This window comes from Flavobacterium sp. PL002 (assembly GCF_054165825.1).
This window is the reverse complement of the sequence record NZ_CM135110.1, coordinates 2,265,187-2,287,736: the sequence shown is the minus strand read 5'-3', so window position 1 is coordinate 2,287,736 and position 22,550 is coordinate 2,265,187. Positions and strand designations below refer to the sequence as shown.

The 22,550-nt window shown below is 34.1% G+C and carries 18 protein-coding genes and 1 tRNA gene; 5 read left to right on the top strand and 14 right to left on the bottom strand.

From position 1 onward, the window contains the following. The first annotated feature begins 15 nt into the window (after window positions 1-15). The 4 genes from ACVEGE_RS10010 to ACVEGE_RS09995 all read left to right on the top strand — a co-directional run bounded on the left by ACVEGE_RS10010 (window position 16) and on the right by ACVEGE_RS09995 (window position 3,512). Complete coding sequence (locus ACVEGE_RS10010; RefSeq protein ID WP_192501364.1) at window positions 16-384, top strand: hypothetical protein; 369 nt, start codon at window positions 16-18, stop codon at window positions 382-384. Between the two features lie 74 nt (window positions 385-458). Then, entirely contained in the window at window positions 459-641 is a 183-nt protein-coding gene (locus ACVEGE_RS10005) for a hypothetical protein (RefSeq protein WP_173850501.1), read from the top strand. A gap of 67 nt (window positions 642-708) precedes the next feature. Further along, complete coding sequence (locus ACVEGE_RS10000) at window positions 709-1,689, top strand: phosphotransferase (protein ID WP_192501363.1); 981 nt, start codon at window positions 709-711, stop codon at window positions 1,687-1,689. Window positions 1,690-2,711: 1,022 nt separating this feature from the next. Then, entirely contained in the window at window positions 2,712-3,512 is an 801-nt protein-coding gene (locus ACVEGE_RS09995) for a hypothetical protein (RefSeq protein ID WP_192500580.1), read from the top strand. 485 nt (window positions 3,513-3,997) lie between these two features. On the opposite strand, the gene ACVEGE_RS09990 is transcribed toward ACVEGE_RS09995, so the two are convergent. From ACVEGE_RS09990 to ACVEGE_RS09925, 14 genes are all read right to left on the bottom strand, one after another. After that, complete coding sequence (locus tag ACVEGE_RS09990; RefSeq protein WP_458008535.1) at window positions 3,998-6,421, bottom strand: cellulase family glycosylhydrolase; 2,424 nt, start codon at window positions 6,419-6,421, stop codon at window positions 3,998-4,000. Window positions 6,422-6,588: 167 nt separating this feature from the next. Then, on the bottom strand, window positions 6,589-7,401 hold the full coding sequence (locus ACVEGE_RS09985; RefSeq protein WP_192500579.1) for an MOSC domain-containing protein: 813 nt from the start codon (window positions 7,399-7,401) through the stop codon (window positions 6,589-6,591). Between the two features lie 151 nt (window positions 7,402-7,552). After that, window positions 7,553-7,624: transfer RNA gene (locus ACVEGE_RS09980), tRNA-Glu, on the bottom strand. 459 nt (window positions 7,625-8,083) lie between these two features. After that, window positions 8,084-10,570: a heavy metal translocating P-type ATPase gene (locus ACVEGE_RS09975; RefSeq protein WP_192500578.1), complete on the bottom strand. Its 2,487-nt coding sequence runs from the start codon at window positions 10,568-10,570 to the stop codon at window positions 8,084-8,086. 84 nt (window positions 10,571-10,654) lie between these two features. Beyond that, window positions 10,655-11,215 (bottom strand): AraC family transcriptional regulator, encoded by a 561-nt coding sequence (locus tag ACVEGE_RS09970; RefSeq protein WP_192500577.1) that lies wholly within the window; start codon window positions 11,213-11,215, stop codon window positions 10,655-10,657. A 55-nt stretch (window positions 11,216-11,270) separates the two neighbouring features. Next, window positions 11,271-12,485, bottom strand: a complete 1,215-nt coding sequence (locus tag ACVEGE_RS09965; protein ID WP_192500576.1) for an efflux RND transporter periplasmic adaptor subunit — start codon at window positions 12,483-12,485, stop codon at window positions 11,271-11,273. A 2-nt stretch (window positions 12,486-12,487) separates the two neighbouring features. Continuing rightward, on the bottom strand, window positions 12,488-13,732 hold the full coding sequence (locus ACVEGE_RS09960; protein ID WP_225738094.1) for an efflux RND transporter periplasmic adaptor subunit: 1,245 nt from the start codon (window positions 13,730-13,732) through the stop codon (window positions 12,488-12,490). After that, window positions 13,732-14,985, bottom strand: coding sequence for a TolC family protein (locus tag ACVEGE_RS09955; protein ID WP_192500575.1), 1,254 nt, complete (start codon window positions 14,983-14,985; stop codon window positions 13,732-13,734). Before ACVEGE_RS09955 ends, ACVEGE_RS09960 begins: the two co-directional genes overlap by 1 nt. Continuing rightward, complete coding sequence (locus tag ACVEGE_RS09950; protein ID WP_192500574.1) at window positions 14,972-16,909, bottom strand: efflux RND transporter permease subunit; 1,938 nt, start codon at window positions 16,907-16,909, stop codon at window positions 14,972-14,974. The genes ACVEGE_RS09955 and ACVEGE_RS09950 overlap by 14 nt, the downstream gene beginning before the upstream one ends. Before the next feature lie 7 nt (window positions 16,910-16,916). After that, the gene (locus ACVEGE_RS09945) at window positions 16,917-18,197 is read right to left on the bottom strand and encodes an efflux RND transporter permease subunit (protein ID WP_192500573.1); all 1,281 of its coding nucleotides are present in this window, start codon (window positions 18,195-18,197) and stop codon (window positions 16,917-16,919) included. A gap of 51 nt (window positions 18,198-18,248) precedes the next feature. Further along, window positions 18,249-18,938 (bottom strand): DUF3347 domain-containing protein, encoded by a 690-nt coding sequence (locus ACVEGE_RS09940; protein WP_173854907.1) that lies wholly within the window; start codon window positions 18,936-18,938, stop codon window positions 18,249-18,251. 419 nt (window positions 18,939-19,357) lie between these two features. Next, complete coding sequence (locus ACVEGE_RS09935; protein WP_192500572.1) at window positions 19,358-19,723, bottom strand: hypothetical protein; 366 nt, start codon at window positions 19,721-19,723, stop codon at window positions 19,358-19,360. A gap of 96 nt (window positions 19,724-19,819) precedes the next feature. After that, complete coding sequence (locus ACVEGE_RS09930; protein ID WP_192500571.1) at window positions 19,820-20,164, bottom strand: phage holin family protein; 345 nt, start codon at window positions 20,162-20,164, stop codon at window positions 19,820-19,822. A gap of 30 nt (window positions 20,165-20,194) precedes the next feature. Then, window positions 20,195-20,959, bottom strand: coding sequence for an alpha/beta fold hydrolase (locus tag ACVEGE_RS09925; protein WP_192500570.1), 765 nt, complete (start codon window positions 20,957-20,959; stop codon window positions 20,195-20,197). A 201-nt stretch (window positions 20,960-21,160) separates the two neighbouring features. Between ACVEGE_RS09925 and ACVEGE_RS09920 the strand changes: the two genes are divergently transcribed. After that, entirely contained in the window at window positions 21,161-22,525 is a 1,365-nt protein-coding gene (locus tag ACVEGE_RS09920) for a hypothetical protein (RefSeq protein ID WP_192500569.1), read from the top strand. Window positions 22,526-22,550 lie beyond the last annotated feature (25 nt).

Here is a 22,550-nt window from a genome sequence, read left to right as displayed (position 1 = left end):
CTTTAGAACCATCAATTGATCAAACAACTAAAATATCTTATTGCGCTCTTTCTTGCTTTTGGCTTGATGGTAAACGATGGTGCTTTGGTTTCTCCTATTAATTCGGTTGAGTATTATCAATTTTCAAATGCAATTGTCAGTAGCGATGCAAAAACAGCTCGCTCAAAAACAATCTATTTCAAGCAAATCCTAGCGGTACAATCGGTATTTTCGATTCCGATTACCTACCTTCAATTTGCAATTAGCTACAGCTTAAATGTTCTGGATATCTTAAAAACCAGAACCCAACTGTTTCAAAAAATCACTTCTTCTATTGCCCAAAACCTGTTTTTAAACGAGACCCTTAATTCTCGTAACGCACTCTCTAGTTTATACATCGCTTAGAAAATTTTCTAAGTGTTTATGCTTTTTATGGCATAACGATGCTATCAAATGTTACATCATTTACAAATTACATCATGTATAAACAGAAAAACAAATCGCGTTTAGAGCAATCTACGCACCCTATTCTTTGGGTAAAAAGAAAAATTATGGTAGTCCTAACCGCTTTTATGATTGGAATGGCGTCTGGAATGAATGTAGGCGACAGCTTGCCGCACCAAAAACAACATCAAACCGAACAACAAGACAAAAAAGATTGATTTAGCAGCCACAAGAGTATAAATAAGTAACGAAATAATACCTTTGTGTTCCATCTAAAATGAAAATATGAGTCATTTTCCAGTTACCAGCACCACACTCTCAGCAACTGCCCTTAGAGAATTTGTTATCGAAAAATACAATTTGAGTCCCAATGCAACTTGTCAATTGTTTAGAACCGGAATCAATCACACGTATTTTATAACCGACAAGCAACTAAAATATGTGCTGCGAGTGTATTGCTACAACTGGCGTACTAAAAAAAAAATTGAAGCCGAAATTGACTTACTTCTACTTTTAAAACATAACGGCAACAGTATTTCATATCCTATTGTTGATCGTAATAACCAATATATTCAGGAGATAAACGCTCCTGAAGGGTTGCGCTATGCTGTGCTTTTCTCTTTTGCCGAAGGCGGAAAAATGAGGTTTATGGATGAAGCTACTTGCTTTAAAATTGGTGTTCTGATGGCACAAATACATCAAACTACAGTAGACAAAAGCTGCAACCGAATTACGTATAATTCTGAAAGTTTATTAAAAAAACCTTATGAGCAAGCGCTACAACATTTTCCGGCAGAGAATCCAGAAATGCAATATTTGAAGGCTGTTAGCACTAAAATAGCAGCAACTTTTGGAAGTATTGATTATTCCAAGGTTTCTACAGGAATTGTTCATTTGGATATTTGGTACGACAATATGAGTATCACTGAGGATAACCAAATTACCTTATTTGATTTTGACTTTTGTGGCAACGGCCCATTAATATTAGATGTAGCTTATTTTTGCAAACAATTGTTTCATATTGAAAACGACAAAACTGAATACGAAAGTAAAAAAGAGGCGTTTTTAAAAGGCTATCAAAGCATAAGCACTTTATCTAATGAAGAAATAAAATTTATTCCTCAAGCTGCAGCGGCAATTTGGATTTTTTACCTCGGAATTCAATCCCAACGATTTGATTGGTCGAATGTATTTCTAACTGAAAACTATTTAAAATTAATGTACGTATCCCGATTGAAATCGTGGATGGAATATCAGAATAATTAAATAAAAAAAAGAGACTGTTTTGAAGGAGATAACAGTCTCTTAATTACTAATACAAAAACTATATTTTGACAAAAATATTGGTATAATACTTCTTACCTGAGAGGGAATTTTTTTTTATTGCGATCCCAAAATGAGTAAACTCATCTTCAATATCCTGTTTGTAGCTATTACTAGCTAATCAAGATTTCAATAAATTTTTATATTCATTGCAATTAAAAACTAAATTGGAAATACCCACCTCGTTTTCTTTTACAATATTAAAAATAATGACTTCTACATTTCAACGAATCCTAAATCTATTAAAACTGTCTTTTTATGTTTTTTTTTAAATTTTATTCGAGCCAAGTTTAAAGACATCAAAGCTTAAATAGTAGTAGTAGTAGTAGTAGTAGTATAAAATTTAGTAGTAAAAATAACCTAATTTAATTAATGTCCTTTGTTAAAAACATCCAAATATTAATTATTTTTTTAATACCCTACAGAGATAAAGATTAGTCTCGATTTAAATTTTAAAATACAGGAATAAAACAAAATATTAAAGCTAAATATTTTTAAGACATTTTTTAATCAGTCTCAAGTATATCACAAATTCTCTAGGATATTATTGCAATAAATAATACTTTTTAATACTCAAAAAAGAGCTTAAAACTCACTTTTATACAGTATAAAAAAAAACAAAATTTAAAAACAAAATATTATCTCGTTTAATTTTATACTTTAAAATAAGCTACCACCATAAACGAAAAAAAATACAGTTATAAAACACTTATTTTTATAACTTTCAAAATACACAAACCCTTTAAAACACTGACCCACAAAAGAAAAAATAAAATTTAAAAAATTATATTAATAAAAAAAACATTTCTTTAATTTATAAATAATCGAATTATAATTACACTTATAATTTTACTATTTTAATTTATATCAGAAAAAAATTATCAAAATTATCTATATTATACTATTGCTTGTAATATAAAATTTACATACATTTGCAAAATATAAACAAACATTAAAATTTAAACATGAAAAAATTAGTTTTCTTATTCGCAGTAACGGTTGCATCTTTAGCGTCTTGTAGCTCTGATGATAATGATGGTGGGAGCAGTAATGGTGGTGGATCTAAATTAGCGAAATCAGAAGTAACGACAACAGAGCCAGATGGTACTATTTCTTTAGTAAACTACACTTATGACGGTACTAAAATAGCAACAACATCTTCATCTAATTCAAACAAATCTGTCTATACTTATAATTCAAATGAATTAAGTAAAATAGAAAATAAAGTAAATGATATTACTCAATCATATACTGTCTATGTTTTTGAAAAAGGTGATGTGAAATCGACTACTACATATTCAGTTTCTGCAGCTGCAGTTCCTACAAAAACTTCTTCAGTATTATATACTTACGATGAGGCCGCTAAAACGCAAACAACTCAAACTACATCATATCCTAATGGAGTTCCAACTGTAAGCAATACAACAACAGTAAACACTTATGACTCTAACAACTTAGTAAAGAGTGTAACTACAACTGTTATTGATGATAAAAATGACAATGTTAGTACAATAAATTACATTTACGATACAAAAACAAATTATATGGTAAATGTTACTGGTATGCCAGCAAATATTGTTAAAGCAAAAAACAACCCAGTTACTTTAAACACAACAGTTGTTGTTAAAACTGACAACGTTATTGGTACTCCTGTAACTACACAATCAACTTTTGAATATACTTATGATGATTCAAGTTTCCCTACAGAAGTTAAAAGTTACACTGGTGGAAAACTTACTTCTTCAAAAGTTATTTTCTACAACTAATTGAATAAATAATACCAAAAAGGGTCTAATATCTTAATTGATATTAGACCCTTTTTTTGATTAAACTAATACCTAAAACTGCAGCGTGGTTTTATATTTTTTACCTCGGCGTGTAATCAAAACGATTTGATTGGTCGAATGTATTTCTGACCGAAAATTATCTTAAATTGATGTATGTAGCCCGATTGAAGTCGTGGATGGATTATCATAATCTACAGGAATAAAACAGTAACATAAGTCCAAATCCACAACTTGATTTTAGAACATTTAATCTTTAGTGGTTACCATTTCTACCTTAGTCGCTCGATTAATAACAAGCAGGGGATTTAATACACTTAAGAGAATAGGTGAAACAACAACCTGATTTCAATAAATTAAAACAGCACTTGAAGTTTTTAATTTGTACCATTTTATTTACCAGCATCCATTAATCAAAAAAAAAGCGACCAAATTGGTCGCTTTAATATCTATTCTAATTCCATTGCTTATTTAGTTTCTTTCACTAAAATCTTAGTTGCATTCCTTTTACCTGACAATTTAACCAAATAAATTCCATCTAAATAATTACTAATTGAAAGTTCGACAACTTCTTTTGATCTAATTTCTTTTTCAAACATTAACCTTCCCTGCGCATCAAAAACAGATACCTTAGAAAAATCATCGGTATCACCTGTATTCAACTGAACCCTATCACTTGAAGGATTGGGAAACAATTTTACTCCGCTATCTTCTTCTGTGTTTATTGCTGTTTTTGCATTTGCAGCAACTTTTTGTGTACTACTACAAGCCCCAACCAATGACCAAGCTTGCCATTGACCTGAATTAGTCTCCGGATTTTGATTGCTAGAGTACCAATTATTTTTATAAATTTTACCATTGTAAACGACTTGCATCCCTGCAGTTGCAAACACAGCTGATGCAGTCCAAGTAGGTAAACTAGTGCAATTACCCGTAGTTCCTCCACCAGATACTGCAGTTATAGTCATTGCAATAACTGAAGACGTTTTACTTACAGCAGCGTTATCGGTAGCCTTTGCTGTCAAGCTATAAGCCCCAGCTGAAGGTGACCAACTAATGGTATACGGACTAGAAGTGTCCTTACCTATACTAACACCATTAACAAAAAACTCAACCTGACTTATTGTTCCATCACTATCACTAGCTAAAGCATTAATTTGAATAGCACTTCCCGTAACTACACTACTATTATTAATAGGGCTAGTAATCGAAACTGTAGGAGCCTGATTTATTGGTGTAACTACAGTAGTTGCAAACTCAATATATCCTGAACAGTTTAACCATTCGCTTTTAGAACCACCACAAGTACTATTTTGCCATACTCCAGTATTTATAGTTTGATTTTCTGCTTGATAAGTAATACCATCAATTTTAGCATAATCTACTTGTACATCCCTAGTTCCTTGATCATTTGTAAAAGCAGCTCTTACTGTTCCTGAACCGTAAACAGCATAATCAGCATAATTAGTAGTTAATTTAAAAGTTCCTAGAACTACACCACCTACTACAATATCCATTGTTTCATCACCAACAACCCCTTTGGCTCTAATTATAATATTATTAGCAGCTCCTGTAACATTTGCTGTTACTACAATTGCTGTTGAAGTTGTACTTGAGCCAGCATTATCAGTAGCTTTTGCAGTTAAAGTATACGAACCTGTAGTAGGAGTCCAGTTAATTGCGTAAGGACTTGAGATGTCTTTACCAATGCTGGTACCATTAACAAAAAACTCAACCTGACTTACTGTTCCATCACTATCACTAGCTGTAGCTTTTAGCTGTACAGCAGTTCCTGAAACTAAACTAGTATTATTTAAAGGACTTGTTAATACAACCGTAGGTACTGCATTTGTTGGCGTAGTACCAGCAGTACAATACTGTTTCCAGTTTTGAATAATACTTTTTACCTTTGCTCCTGAAGCGGTCAAGTTACTTGCCGACCAACCTCCTGTTGCACTTGCTCCAGGATTTACAAGTGACGCACCCTCACTTTTATCTGTAATAGACCAGTTTGCATGTGATATGTCATTCGTCGCTAGAAAAGACATCCAAGCATCTGTAGACGCAACATCTACATTTCCATTTCCGCTCGCCTCTACAGTTCCCCATTCAGTTACCATAAGAGCAATACCTTTATTTAGTGCCGTTTGCGCTTTTTGCCTTAGACTTTCTTTATGCGTTGCGGCATAAAAATGCAAGGTATAAGCAATATTTGTTGAACTAGTAATGGGATCATTTGCCGCAACATCAACATCTTGTGACCACGTTGGTGTCCCTACAATGATTAAATTATCAGGGTCTATTTTCCTAATTTCGGCGATAACAGCTTCTGCATAAGGTTTGATCGTATTAGACCAAGACACCTGCAACGGCTCATTGTATATTTCGTAAATAACATTTGGATTGTTACCATACGTTTGCGCCATCTCTTTAAAAAAGGCAATTGCTGCCGCTTGATTGTCTTCGGCATGATGAGAATGCCAATCAATAATTACATACATCCCCTCAGCAATTGCAGCATTTACAACTGTTTTGACTCTGTTTTTATTTTCAGTAGGGTTACTGATATACCCTCCTGAATCTTCAACGCCCATTGCTGCACGAATTATTGTTGTGCCCCAATTGTCATTTAAAAATTTCACAACATCAGCATTGTAGTACTTCTCTGCTCCCCAACCAGTATTCGACCAAAAATAACTATTTCCAGCAAAGCTTACTGGCTTATTATTCTTATCAACAATCTTAGTTCCTTTTACACTCAAGTTACCATGAACAGCAACAGGCGTTGAACTACAATAATTTTGGGCTTTTAAAACAGACGAACTAAGAATCAAAGCACCTGCAAATAAACATACGTTTATTACCTTTTTTAGGTGGTATTTTTTTTTCATAACTATGGTATTTAATAAATTAATCAAAATAGGATCCTTTCCTTATCAAATTTATTGCTTTTATAGCATAAATCACAAAATCAAGACCTACCATTTAAAATTCATTAAATACAACGCAAAAAAAATCAGTAAATTATGACTCTTTTATCATTAATTTTTAAGATTTTTCATATAATTGTTAGAACATCACTAATAGCAACACTTCCTTCTTTTTGGACAATTAAATTTTGTCCAAAAATCACACTATTCCCAACATTTTTATATTTAGACAAAGTACGCAAAGGTTCTTTTCCTGCTAAAATTCCTTTTTTGGGGTCTATTGTAACCACTACACATCTTCCACAAGGCTTTACGCCATAAAAAGAGAGGTTGCCAATCGTGAAATTTCTCCAAGTTTCTTCTTCGTATGCTTTTCCACCATTGAATACAAAATTAGGGCGAAATCGTTTCATAGAAACCGTTTCTTTCAAACGAGAATTCAAATCATCTAGAGAAGATTGACCAATAATTAAAAAAGGAAAACCATCCGAAAAAGAAGTAATATCGCCCGTTGTGACCGCATAATCAGGATCCACTTTTCTATTACTATCTTCTGGCATATAAACCAAACGAACTACACGTTTTAAAATTTTAGAAAACCAAGCTGAAAATTCATCACCCACCTCAAAAGCATCAACAGTATCCTCCCAAATAACTGTTTCTAGATTTTCCTTAACAACTTTAGGCGAATACTCTAGCGGAACTTTTATTATATCAAATAGGTCTTCTTTGTAACTAATCACTAGAGAACCTTCAAATATTTCAGTTTTAAAAAGTGCTAATTCAGGATTCTCTCTTTGAGATATGAAAACCCCTTGCTCATCAACTAACATCCAGCGGCGATCATGTTCTAAACCACGATGAGTAACATTAGACTGTTTTAAACTGATTCCGCTTAGTGATTTAACGGGATAAATCCAGATTTCTGAAAGTTGAAGCATAATGACTTTATTTTTTTCAAATCTACAAAAAAGGATCACCAACACAAACCAAAAAAAAAGCCTCGAAAAGGATTAGTTTTCGAGGCTTACTTTGTATTTCTAATAGGCAAAATTCAAATAATAAATCTGAATAATAGCATTTGGAATATTGTAGCCCGTAGCGGAATCGAACCGCTCTTACATGGATGAAAACCATGCGTCCTAACCGATAGACGAACGGGCCTTAATTTTCTGTTGCGGGTGCAAAAATACCACTTTTTTCGAGATGTGCAAAGACTAATCGTAAATCCATTGTAATTAATTTACATTTTTGTTCTACACAATTTATAATTAATTCATAACTAGCACTTACCGCAATTAACAAAAATTAAAAAATTTTAATCATAACTATTTATTTTAAGATATAAGCTACTAAAGCAAACTGATGATTCTAGAAAATCACTAGTTATGCACCAACCTAATATAATATAGCATAAACTAATACCAGTCACATCGAGCACAAGCAAATTAAAATAGCGATTCTCTACTCCGCTCGAATTGACAATTAAACTGTTTTATAAATAGTGTTGTTATCACTCCTAAAACTAAGATTTCCTCTCCATAAACATCTTTTCCTTCCATTTTTGAATAACAAAAAAAGAAGATCATTTGAATAGTTCAAGCAACTCTATTTTAATACATTCTACAATTTTAAATTTCGCAATCTAAGTGCATTTGCAATCACAGAAACCGAACTAAAACTCATGGCCAAAGCAGCAATCATTGGCGAAAGCAACAATCCGAAGAAAGGATACAACACTCCTGCCGCAATTGGGATTCCGATTACGTTATAAAAGAACGCGAAAAACAAATTTTGATTGATGTTTTTCATCACGGCATGACTTAGTTTTTTAGCTTTTACAATTCCTTGTAAATCTCCTTTTACCAAGGTGATTTTGGCGCTTTCAATTGCCGCATCTGTTCCCGTTCCCATTGCTATTCCTACATTGGCTTGAGCCAAAGCTGGTGCATCGTTAATTCCGTCACCTGCCATCGCTACAATTTTATCTTCGGCTTGCAAACGTTTAATTTCGTTGAGTTTATCCTGTGGCAAACAACCAGCTATAAACGAAGTCAAATGCAGTTCATCGGCCACAGCCTTAGCCGTATTTTCATTATCACCCGTTAACATAATCACCTCAACACCTTGAGACATTAACTCTTTAATAGCGTTTGCACTGGTGGTTTTAATAGCATCTGTAATGGCTACGAAACCTACTGCAACTGCGTCAACTGCAATATAAGAGACAGTTTTTCCCAACTTTTGCTCTGCAATAACGGTGTTTTCTAAATCATTAGCGATAGTCGCTTTTACGTGTTCCATTAGTTTTTTATTTCCTAATGCCACTTTTTTACCCGCTACAGTTCCTACCACTCCTTTTCCTGTTACGGAATCAAAATCGTTAACTTCGGTTAAGCTGCTATTTTTCGCTTTCGCAAAATTGACTACGGCTTGCGCCAAAGGGTGTTCGCTATATTGATTTAGTGAAGCAATCAATTGGAGCAAATCCTGCTCATTATTATGTACAGCCACCACTTTTTCTACTGAAGGTTTCCCTTCTGTAATTGTTCCTGTTTTATCTGTAATCAATACATTTACTTTGTTCATTACCTCTAAGGCTTCGGCATTTTTTATCAAAACACCTGACTGCGCTCCTTTACCAACTCCTACCATAACAGACATGGGAGTCGCTAATCCCAAAGCACAAGGACAAGCAATAATCAACACCGCAATGGCATTGATAAAACCGTACACTAATGCCGGTTCTGGACCATAAATTGCCCAAACAAAAAAGGTAACAATAGCAACACTAACAACGATAGGCACAAAGTACTTCGCGATGCTATCCGCTAGTTTTTGGATAGGCGCTCTAGAACGACTTGCATCAGTAACCATTTGTACAATTTGAGCTAGCAAGGTTTCTGAACCTACTTTTTCTGCCACCATTACAAACGATTTTGTTCCGTTGATTGTTCCAGAGATCACCTCATCATCAACCGCTTTATCAACTGGAATAGGCTCTCCCGAAATCATCGATTCATCAATCGTGCTTTCGCCCTGAGTAATTTTTCCATCTACCGGAATTTTATCTCCGGGCTTAACGCGTAATAAATCGCCTTTTTTAATATCATGAATCGAAATCACTTTGTCTACGCCATCAACCACTAATGTAGCTTGTGTAGGCGCTAATTTTAATAATTCTTTTATTGCTCCACTAGTTTTACTATGTGCTTTTGCTTCCAGCAATTGCCCTAATAGTACTAAAGTCAAAATAACTGTAGCTGCTTCAAAATACAAATGAACGCTGCCCGTTTCCGTTTTAAATTCTGCTGGAAACAGCGATGGAAAAAACAATCCGAAAACACTAAATAAAAAGGCTACACCAGAACCAATTCCGATCAGGGTAAACATATTTAGATTCCACGTTAAAACCGATTTATAGGCACGTACAAAAAACATACTACAGGCATAAAATACTACGGGAAGCGATAAGGCAAATTGAACCCAATTCCAACTTTCCATGCTCATGACTTTCATCAAAGGATTATTCGGAATCATATCTGACATGGCAATGATAAAAATAGGCAAGGTGAAAAATAGTGCTATTTTCATTTTACGCCATAACTCATTGTAGGTTTTATTGTCATCGCTTTCGTCTGGTTCCATTGGTACTAAATCCATTCCGCAAATAGGACAATCCCCAGGACCGTCTTTGATGATTTCAGGATGCATCGGACAAGTATATTGTACTTTTTGATTAACAACCGCTTCTTGAACTAAATCCATTCCACAAACCGAGCAATCACCTGGATTATCGTGGACCATATCGCCTTCACAAAACATTGGACAATAATATTTCCCCTCGGCAACATTAGGCACATTTTCTTTTACCTCAACGACTTGTAATTTAACATCATTTGGATTGTAGACTGAAATGGTATAGTTCCCCGCTCCTTTCAATACTTCCTGAAACTGTGCTAATTGAATTGGTTTTTGCATTGTAATTACTGCTTGACCAGGAGACAAACTAACTTCAGCTTTTACTCCTTCAATGGTATTCAGCGTTTTTTCTACTTTTTTACGACAACCGTCACAAGACATTCCCGTAATTGTATATGTATGTACCATGTTTCTCTATTAAAAATTATACTACAAATATCCGAATGAAATTCTGTTTAGTCATTACACAATTCAGGAAGAGATTTGTATCATTTATAAAGCGTCAATTTGTTTGCGATTTTTTTCTTTTATCTTTTTAAAATAAGTTGGAGTCATTCCCGTGACTTTCTTAAATTGATTACTCAAATGAGCCACATTGCTGTAGTTTAACTGCAATGCAATTTGGCTTAAACTCAGTTCGTCATAGACCAACAACTCTTTGGCTTTTTCGATTTTTTGAGCTATAAAATAATGTTCGATAGTAACGCCTTCCACTTCTGAAAAAAGCTTACTCAATGCACTGTAATCTTGGTGTAACTCATTTGCTAAAAACTCAGAGAAATTAACTTTTAATTTTTCATTTTCATAGTGCACTAAATCAATGATGAGATTTTTTATTTTCTCAATAGTTTTACTAGTTTTATCTTCTAACAATTCAAAACCAAGTTCCTTAAGAGCCACTGCTAACGATTGTTTTTCTTCGCTGATTAATTCCCGAGAAAGGATTACTTCACCTAAATCTATCGAAACAACAGGAAGCTCCATTTTTTCTAAGACTGTCTTTACAGCGGCCTCACAACGACCGCAAACCATATTTTTTATATATAATTTCATTTAAACTTTATTATTTAAGAAAATATTGAAATCGAAAATCACTATAAATACCAAGCTACATTTTCATTCCCGCCATAGGATCTTTTCCTTTTCGGAATTCGTATTCGCTATTAACAGCATAAACACCGGTAATAACAATCTTTTTATTGGTATCTATTGTTGATGTAATTTCGATCATGCCATTAGACTCCAATCCTGTAGTTACCTTTAAGTTTTCAAAAACACCATGACTTTTTTCGACCCATATAAAAGTAACTTTTTCATCTCGAACAACAGCATCAATAGGAACAAAAATCCCTTTTTGATTGGATTGTGTTACTTGAACATTTGCCTGCATTCCGGGTTTTAACAGCAAGCCTGGATTGGCTACTTCTAACTGAATCAATAGCAATCGTGTATCTGGATTAATCTCTGGATTGATAAAAGAAATTGTCGCTTGTACCGACTTGGACGGAAAATCTACAAATGAAATCGTTGCCGTTTGCCCCAATCGCAAACTTTTGGCATAGTTGACATTTACTTGGGTTTCCAACCAAAGAGTACTAAGGTTAGCAACTTTAATGATTGGAGCACCTTCCATGACATAACTTCCTTCAGTAGCCGTGATTTCGGATATTGTTCCGCTGTAGCTGCTGTAAAAAGTGGTGTACGGAGACACTTCTTTGCTTTTTTTAACTGCCTCAATTTGTGTATTTGATAATCCGTAAAACAAAAGCTTTTGCTTGGCTGCCGCTACCATCGTTTTGGCATTTTTTCCAAAATCTCCCGGCATAGCGAGTTGACTATAAGCCGAAACATAATCTTGTTTCGCTATTGCTATCGGCTCACTATACAATTGATAAACTGCTTGTCCTTTTTGAATAAAATCACCTTCGGTTTTAAAATATAATTTTTCGATTCGCCCCACTGCTCTTGCCGAAATACTTTTTATTGCTTCTGGATTAACCGTCAAAACTCCAGTATAATTTCCTTGTTGACTTTGTTGTGACGTTCCAATTAAAGCTGTGCTGATATTCCCCAATTTAATTTGTTGGTCACTTAACGAAATCGAATTATAAGCCCCATTGTCTTTTTTCATAGGTGTTAATTCCATGTGGCAAATAGGGCATTTCCCTGGCTTATCTTCTTTAATTTGAGGATCCATCGAACAAGTATAATAGATACTTTCTTTGAACTCATGGGTTTCGTGTTTTTCTTCATTTTTAGAATTACATCCCAAAACGAATATAAAACCAATTATTAAAAAACCAATTTTACGTAGCTCTTTCATCGTTATTTCGTTTTTATAAAGCTTCCGCTATCAATTAAATACTGTGCGTTTTGCGCTAAACGATCTCCTACTACAACTCCGTCTAGCACTTGTACAAAACCATTTATCTCTAATCCCGTCGTTATTTTAGTAGCCTGAAAACCTTCGCCTTTTTTTACAAAGATTACTTTTTTATTTCCTAAACTAACCAATGATTCTTTTTGCAACCACAACCCTTTTTTTGGGTTGGTCTCCATCGATCCTTCAAGACGTAAACCAATAGGATATTTTAGTTTTTCATTATCGAGATACACTCTAATTCGGTTCGTTTTTTCTTTTGGATCTAATTGTGTTTCCACAAAATTCACTTTTGCATTCACCACTTCATTAGCGTCTAATTCTGACTCAATCTGGATCGACTGATTGATCTTTACAAGACTATTGTAACCTTGGATAACATTAAAAACAGCCCAAACTCTATCAGTATTTACTAATTTAAACACTACAGCACCCTTAGTTACATAATCGCCTTCTTTTAAACGCAACACTTCCGTAGTGCTGTTTTGTTGACTGGTTTGATTTTGCAAATCACCATTTTCAGTACCATCTACAATTCCGTTTGCAGGACTATAAATTGAAACTACTGGATTTAATTTTTTGGCTGTAGCCAAAGCATTTACTTGACTAGTACTCATTCCGTAAAGCAACAATTTTTGTTTTACTGCCTTAATTATAGTAGCGTTTTGCGCATCATTTGCAATCAAATAAATAAAATTTTGCTGTTCTGTTTGCAACTCAGGACTGTACAAATCAAATAGTTTTTGTCCTTTTGTAACCCGTTGAAATTTACGATGTACATACATTTTCTCGATTCTCCCACTAATTCTCGCGGCGACATTCACACTTGAATTTGGGTTATAAGTCACCGTTCCAGGTAAACTTATAGCACTTGCGATAACGGTATCTTTGACGGTTGTTGTTTCAAAATCGCCAACAACAAAACCATTGGCAGGCTGTAACAAAGCAGCAATAGCATTGCTATCTACTGGCTGATCCTCAATAACTTTCTGAATTAAATCCATTCCGCAAATAGGACATTCCCCTGGTTCATGTTTTATAATTTGAGGGTGCATCGAGCAGGTATATATTTCTTCGTTATGACTGTGAGTTCTATGCTCATTTGAGTTTGAAACAAAATAATACACGCCAAAACCAACCAACGCAATTAGTACAATCAACAAACTATATTTAAAATATTTATTTTTCATTATTTTGTTTCTAATTGTTTTTCTATTGCGACTTGTGTGCTTAAAATAGCTTGTAATTTATCTAACTTATCCAGTTGCGCCATATTCAACGCTTCCCAAGAATCTAAGGCTACGAATAATTCTCCTGTATTATTTTGCCAAGCTAAAATTGCAGTATCATAGTTTCTTTTTAAAGCAGGAATGATGCTTTTATCACTAATATCATATTGTTTGTGCAAGTTGACCAATGCCCTTTGCAAACCCAAAAGCATTCCGGTTGCTTCATTTAAAATCATTTGCTTTTGCCATTCTAAACTTTCGTTTTTTATCTGGATGCTATTGATGGTTGCTTTATTAGATTTGGTAGACCAAGGCATCGGAATAGAAACCATCCCCATCAAAGAAAATTGTTGTGGCCTGTCACCAAAAGCAAACATATGATCGTATTTAACACCAAATTCAGGTTTCATTTTTGACTTTTCGATCGCAATTTTTAGTCCGTTTAGCTCCTTTGTTTTTTCAATAGCTTTTATATCGCTACGGCTCTCAGAAAGTAAGATTGTATCAATCAGCGCAGCATTAAAATCTTTTAAATCTACTTCTAAATCAATTTCGAAAACAGTGTTTTTATCACTTGCCATCAATGTATTGAGCAGAAACCTTCTTTGAGCAATCTCATTTTGCAACGTAACTATTTCGCTTTGTAAACTGCTGTATTGTGACTTTGCTTTGTAATAAGTTGCGAGTTTATCACTGTTGTATTTATAGCGTATTTCGATACTTTTAATCATGTATTCTAAAAGCAATAAATTCTCGTTGGCGATTTTTATTTTTTTATCTAAAACTCCCCATTGGTAATAATTGGTTTTAGCCAAAGCATTCAATTCATTAATGGTATAATTTTTATTTTCTACCTCAACCGAAGACAACGCATTTGCATAATCTGCATCGGCTTTTAGCTTGGAAGCATTCGGAATCATCTGTGTAACTCCAACCATATAGGCACCCATTCCAGGATTCATGCCGTCTGCTTTCCACATACTAGTAGCATAAGGCGTCATGAACAAACCCGTACTAAGCTGTGGAGCAGACCAACTTCTAGCACCTTTTGCGGAGGCATCCATACTCTGAATTTCGGCATCATACATTTTCAGTTGTGGATTGTTTGTTTTTATTATTTCCAAAACCTGCTCTAATGACATCGTTTGTGCTTTTGCAAAAGCAGAAGACAAAATCAAACAACTTATAAGGATATATTTTTTAATGTTTTGCATCGATAAGATCTATTTTGCCTTTTGTTTTTAGCTCGTGTAATTTTGACATTTCAAAAACAACTGGCGTTACTAATAATACATAAATAATGGATGTGATCGTACCACCAATTAACGGAACGGTAATAGGAATCATCACATCTGCACCTGTTCCCGTGGACCATAGAATAGGAATTAATCCAAAAAGAGCAACAAATACAGTCATTAATTTGGGACGCAATCGCTTAGCAGAACCTTCAATAACATATTCTCTAATAACATCTTCATTGATTGTCTCAGCAGTATTCCCGTGTTTCGCAACCATCTTCATCATGGCTTCATTAAGATAAATAGTCATCAACATTGCTGTTTCTATCGCCATCCCGAATAAAGCAATAAAACCTACTGCAACGGCAACTGATAAATTTATACCGTAGAAATACACCATAAAAACGCCGCCAATCAATGCAAACGGAACAGTAATCATGGTTATCATTGCTTCTTTCATCGAATTGTATGTAAAGTATAAAATCAAGAAAATGATACAAATTACAATCGGTAAAATCAAACTCAAGGTTTTATTTGCCCGAAGTTGGTTTTCCCATTGTCCACTCCATTCTACATAGTAGCCTTTGGGCATTTTGGTCATCATTGCATTCAATTTATCTTGCGCTTCTTTTACGGTACTACCTAAATCACGATCCCTAACATTAAATAGCACGCTCCCTCTAAGCATAGCATTCTCGCTATTGATCATAGGAGGACCGTCCGAAATTTTAATATCAGCGACGGTTTCTAGCGGAATAGGACCAAAATCCATTGTTTGAATCTGCAATTTCTTTAATCCGTTAAGACTACTTCTATACTCTTGAGCGTAACGCGCATTGACTGAAAAACGTTGTCGCCCTTCAATTGTAGTTGTCAAAGTCATTCCTCCAATCGCCGCTTCGACTACAGTATTAATATCGTCAACACTGAGACCATAACGGCCAATCACTTCTCTTTTGGCTGAAATATCAATGTACTTCCCGCCTGTAATAGGTTCCGCAAACAAATCTTTAACGCCTTCTGTCCCTACTAATGCTCGTTTAATTTTTTGAGACAAAGCATCAATTGTATCCAGATTAGCACCATAGACTTTGATTCCCACATCTGTCCTGATACCAGTAGAAAGCATATTGATTCGATTAATAATAGGTTGTGTAAATCCATTGGTCACACCCGGAATTTGGAGTTTATTATTAATTTCAGTAATAATTTCACTTTTTGTGATGCCAGCTCGCCATTCATTATGAGGCTTTAGTAGCACAATAGTTTCAATCATACTAATCGGACTATTATCTGTAGCAGTATTGGCTCTTCCGGCTTTTCCTAAAACATGTGTCACCTCTGGAATTGATTTTATCAATTTATCCTGAACCTGTAATATTCGTTTGATTTCTGAATTAGAAACATCTGGCAAAGTGACTGGCATAAACAAAATCGATCCCTCATCTAAAGGCGGCATAAACTCTGATCCCAATTGCGTAAACATCAATCCGCCAATTAGCAGAGCAACAATATTGACGGCCAAAACTGTTTTTCGCCACTTTAAACAAAAAATTAAAACTGGCGTATACAGTGTTTCTAGTTTTCTATTAATAGGGTTTTTAGATTCTGGCCGTAATTTTCCTTTTAGCAAATAACTAATTAAAACGGGGGTTAAGGTAATTGCTAAAAACGCATCTACTATTAGAATAAAGGACTTGGTCCATGCCAAAGGGCTAAATAATTTACCTTCCATTCCTGTTAACAAAAAGACAGGCAAGAAAGAGGCAATGACAATTAATGTCGAATAGAAAACTCCTGGACCAACTAACTTTGAAGAATCTGAAATAAGCTTCATTCTTTCTTCCGAAGACAAAGGGTCGTGTTCTTTTTTAAATATTTTTTTTAATAAATTTTTCATTGCCCTACTATTGATTATTATCTAATTCTTCTTGTCTTTCCGAAATACTACGATAGGCATTTTCGACCATCACGATTCCGTCATCAACTACCACACCTATTGCTAGGGCTATTCCGGTGAGTGACATAATATTAGACGAGATCCCAAAAGCTTGTAATAAAATAAATCCAATCGCTACTGAAATGGGTAACTGGATCAAAATAATCAAGGCACTACGCCAATGAAAAAGGAATAATAAAATCACGACCGAAACTGCAATCATCTCCTCAATTAAAGTTCCTTTGACAGATTCAATCGCTTGTTCTATCAATTCGCTTCTATCATAAGAGGTTTTAAAAGTTACTCCATCAGGCAAGCCTTTTTGGACTTCCTTCATTTTTTCTTTAACTGCTTTTATAACTTTATCGGCATTTTCGCCGTAGCGCATCACTACAATTCCGCCTACAACCTCACCTTCGCCATTAGCATCAAAAACTCCTAATCGTAAATCGCCACCCATTTGCACCGAACCAATATCGCTAACTTTCACAGGAACCGAATTGTAATTCTTGATAGCAATGTCTTCGATATCTTTTATGTTTTTTATATAACCCAAACCTCTAACGACATAAGAGCGATCACTCATTTCAAATTTCCGACCACCAACATCATTATTACTAGTCTTGACCGCTTTCATGACTTCCATCATACTCACATTATAGTATTGCATTTTAAGTGGATCCAAAACCAATTGGTATTGTTTCTCAAAACCACCAAAAGAAGCGACCTCAGCAACACCTGGAACGGTTTGCAAAGCAAATTTTACATACCAATCTTGCAACGCTCTTTGCTCTCCTAGGTCCATTTTGTCAGTTTCTAAATGGTACCAAAAAATATGGCCTACGCCTGTTCCGTCAGGACCAAGCGTGGGAACTACATTTTCTGGCAACAATCTTTGTGCAAAATTTAAGCGTTCTAAAACCCTCGTTCTTGCCCAATACGGGTCTACATCATCGTCAAAAATGATGTAAACAAAACTCATCCCAAACATAGAGGAAGCACGAATATTCTTAATTTTAGGGATTCCTTGTAAGTTTGACACCAAAGGATACGTCACCTGATCCTCAATTACCTGCGGGCTTCTCCCCATCCATTCCGTAAAAACAATTACCTGATTATCAGATAAGTCCGGAATGGCATCAATAGGATTCTGTTGCACACTATAAATTCCCCAAGCAAACAAGCAGCCAGAAACGATCAAGACTATTGCCCGATTTTTTAAGGAGAATGATATTAGTTTTTCGACCATAATAGTTTAATTAATGAAAATGTTTTTCATTTTAAAGGTTGAAACTGTGTATTACAATTCTTTTGTAATTCCGCCACAAGTCAACATTTCAGCTCCGTAATATGGATTTTTAATGTCTTTAATTTCACTAATCCAGTACCCATTTTTTCCTTGATTGTACATTGGGCAATAGTCTTGGTACAGTTTTTTATCTGTATTAAACATTTTAATAAAGTTATGCATGTCAGCACTTAATAAAGCAAACGCATTTCTTTGTGCAGCAATTTTACCTGCATTCTCAGTAATTGTTGCGGTGTGTTGTTTAGCAGCGTCAGCAATGGTGTTATATTGAGTCAATAAATCAGCTTCAATTTTGTCAGTGGTTGTTTTTTGTAAAGTTATTTCTAAAGCTTTACTTGATGCAGTCGCTAATGTGGCGTCATCGCTAGCTAAAGCATTTTTTAACTTTAGATAATCATTTAAAATCATATCGATTGAAAATGCCGATTTGCTTTTTGTAACGTCCATTTCTTTCACTTCTTCAATCACTTCTTCATGGGCTACAGGCACCGTTAAGGCCATTCCGCATTTAGAACATTCTTCTCCTTTTTTACCGTGTACTTCAGGATGCATTTCACAAGAATATTGTTGGCTGTCTGCTGTTTCCGTGGTTGCTTTATCTGTCGTTTCTGATTTGTTGTCTTTACAAGATGCTAGAGCAAATACTGCTGATAAAAGACTGATTTTTACAATGTTTTTCATGTTATTATTTTTTAAAGGTTATAATTATATTGCGTTATTTAATTCTGATTTGTTTTAGAAAACTACTAAACCAAGAATAGATAGACCAAACTGTTATTTAGTCTTTCTTTAAAATTAAGTTGCTTACTTAGTAGTTATTGCTTTTTAGATTATTATCAAATATCATTGTTTGAATCTTGTAATTTTCTTTCTTTGTTGTCCAAATCTAAATGTTCAAAAACAAGTTAACAACCCGTTGAATGGACTGAAATTGTTACGTTTATAGTATAATTTGACAAACGGTTGTAAAAAAAAAGATGGGTTTTCAGAATAAAAAAATTGATTTTACTCGGATTTGTTCCTTAGTAAAATTGATAAATAATGGATTTAAGCAGGTAATTTGTTTGAATTTGACACACTGATGGCTGTCAAAAAAGAATTTAGCCTATTTTAGGAATAAGCCAGATAGAAGAATATCCTTCAGAAGTAAACGATATTGATGAGTAAAATTTTTGCTTTTTTGTAGCAAAATTAAAGACATTGTCTTGATTTTCTATTGGTGAAGAAAAAACAACCCCTAAGTTTATGGAAGAAGAGCTACATAAAGCATTACCGCATTTCCCAGTACAACCATGTTGGTCTTTGCTCTTTGAACTAGCGTTCTTACTGCAACAATCTTTCATCCCTGACTTTGCAGCCATTTCTTTAGAACAAGAATTTTTAGAATTATTTCCACAGGCAAACGTACTGGCTGGCATCAAGAGTGCGCCAATCAAAACGATTAATATAAAGTGGATTTTTTTCATTTTCTTGTAATTAGGTACAAAATTAGTAAAACAATACTAGTTTCAATCAAAATATATTGTTAATATCGTTTTACCAATCCCTACTTTTATACTAATTTATTTAGTCTCCCCAAAAATCGCATACATAAGCGACTGAGAAACAGATAAAATAATACTGAACAATAAAGCCGTAAAAAAAGTATCTACACTAAAACCGCCCACTATATTATCGCATAAAATAATAATAAGTGCATTGATAATTAGTAAAAACAAACCCAATGTTATAAATGTAATTGGTAATGTCAAGATCACCAAAATAGGTTTGATAAATATGTTTAACAATCCTAAAACAACCGCTACAATTAAAGCCGTTGTAAAATTAGCGACGTGAACACCCGTCATTAAATTAGAGATAAGCAGCACTAATGCTGAGGTAATTAACATTCTTAAAAGAAGTTTCATAGTTTTAAATTTACGTATTAATACAATTTATTAGTTGTCTAAAAATTCTTTAGCAAATTGATGAAATAATTTAGGATTTTCGGCATGAAGCCAATGTCCTGCATTTGGAATGGTTTCAGAAACGGCTTTTGGAAAATGTTTTTTTATAGCTTCAAAATCACTGTCCTTAATATAACCCGAATTACCGCCACGAATAAAAAGTGTTGGTTTATTGTAAATAGCATCAATAGGAAGCGCCACCCCTATTTCGTCTAATTTTTTATTGAAAACCGCTAGATTAAAACGAAAAGCCAATTGTCCAGGCTCTTGCCAAAACAAACTTTTCATTAAAAACTGTCTGGTGCCAAAATCAGTTATGTATTCTGAAAGTGTGTCTTCTACTTCAGATCGGCTTGGTTTTTTAGCAAAATCTACCGCATTTAATCCTGCTAAAATCATTTGATGATGCTGCGGATAGAATTTTGGACCAATATCAGCAACGATTAATTTATGGGTTTTTTCTGGATAAGTACAAGCAAACAGCATAGCGGTTTTGCCTCCCATAGAGTGACCGATGACGTCTACTTGTTCTAAATTATGCCCCACACAATAATCATAAATATCTTTGGCCATGATCTCATAATTAAAATCGTCTGATTGCATACTACGCCCGTGGTTGCGCATGTCGAGCATGTGTACCTCAAAACCTTCGGTACTGAATTGTGTTCCGATTGTTTTCCAGTTATCTAGCATTCCTAGGAATCCATGTAGGATTAAAAGCGGTTTTCCTGAACCTTCTATTTTTGAATATAGCATTTTTTTGTTTTAGTAAAATTGATATACAAAGATAAGAAATGAAATCTCATTGGATGATAATAATTTTTTTTAGTAATTTAAACAAATATCACTAAAAGTGGGTATTGTAAGGAATTATTAATTATGTAATTTTGCAGCGGTTTTTTGAATAATAAAATGTTATCCAAAACAATCAACAATCCACCATTTAAAAATAAAATTATGATTAGAAAATTCCTCTTATTAGGACTTGTTGTAGCACAACTTACTACTTCATGTAGTAGTGACAATGCTGATGAAGTTGAAGTTGAAGTAAAATCCGAAACTTTAAGTGATCAAATTGCAGAATTGATTAAGAAACCTTATTCTGAACTATCGCCTGCAGAGCAAAAAGTAAAATTGGAAGCTGAAGCAAACGCCATGCTTACTCAAATGGATAAGTCTAAAACTTCTGGCGCCGTTGAAGCTATTCAAAACTTAGGAAAATTATTAGACATAAACTCAGTTGATATTTTTGACGGTAAAAATGACAATGAAATAGCTGAAATCCTTAACGTTTCTGGCGTGTATGGTATTTACACATGGAACAGTACAAACAAAATTTGGGTTAAAACGGCATCAACGACTGAGTTGAAATTTGTTTTTCCAGCAAAAATATCAAGTATTACAAATAACGCAACTTTATCTTCAAAAGCAGTTTCATCTGATATTAAAGTAAAACTTATAGACACTTATGGAGAATGGACTTATAACCCTAGTACCGATGAATACACTCAAAATCCATCTATAAATGATGAATTTTACTTACCAACATCTGTAGATGCAGTTTTAACAATTGACAATATACAAGCAGCAACGTTTGCAACAAAAGCTAGTTACTCAAATGGAAAAGAAGTTCCAAATGAATCTAGTTTTAAAATGATCTTAAATGACGGTTATACGTTTGAAATGAGCGGTATAAAAGGAGAGTCAAACTCAGCACAATCATCTTTTACTTACAATGATAAAAACTTAGTAAAATTTACAGCTGGAAGTACAGCTAAAATTGATGCTTTATTAGAAGATGACGCATTAGTTTCTTACAGAGGAACAGCAAATGGACTTGTTGAGTTAATGGACAATTTTGTTATTGTAGTAGATACTGACATTGCAGGATTAGCAAATGACGAAGCCGATTTAGAAAAAACTTTAGTTCAACCAGCATACAACAGCAGTACTTATTATGCACAAATAAACGCATACAATAAAGCTTATTCTGAAGCTATAGTAAAACTACAAGCTAAAAACACTAAAATGATTTTAGTTTCTAAAAAAGATGGAACAAAAATTGCTGATTTAGTTCAAAGATCAGAAGAAGGATATAGCTATACTAATTATTCTGTGTGGGTAAATGACAACAGTACTGAAGGTGGATATTGGAACTGGAACAGCAACAACAATACTGGAACTCTTGTTCAACAATATGACGAAGTCCTTTATTTGAAGTTCAACGACAATACACAGGTTGAAATGAGTGCTTATTTCTCTACGGGATTTGATGATTTAGAAAAGAAATTTGAAGATTTTTTAAAATCTTTTGAAAGATAGGTAAATCCAAAAACTGATTTAAAGC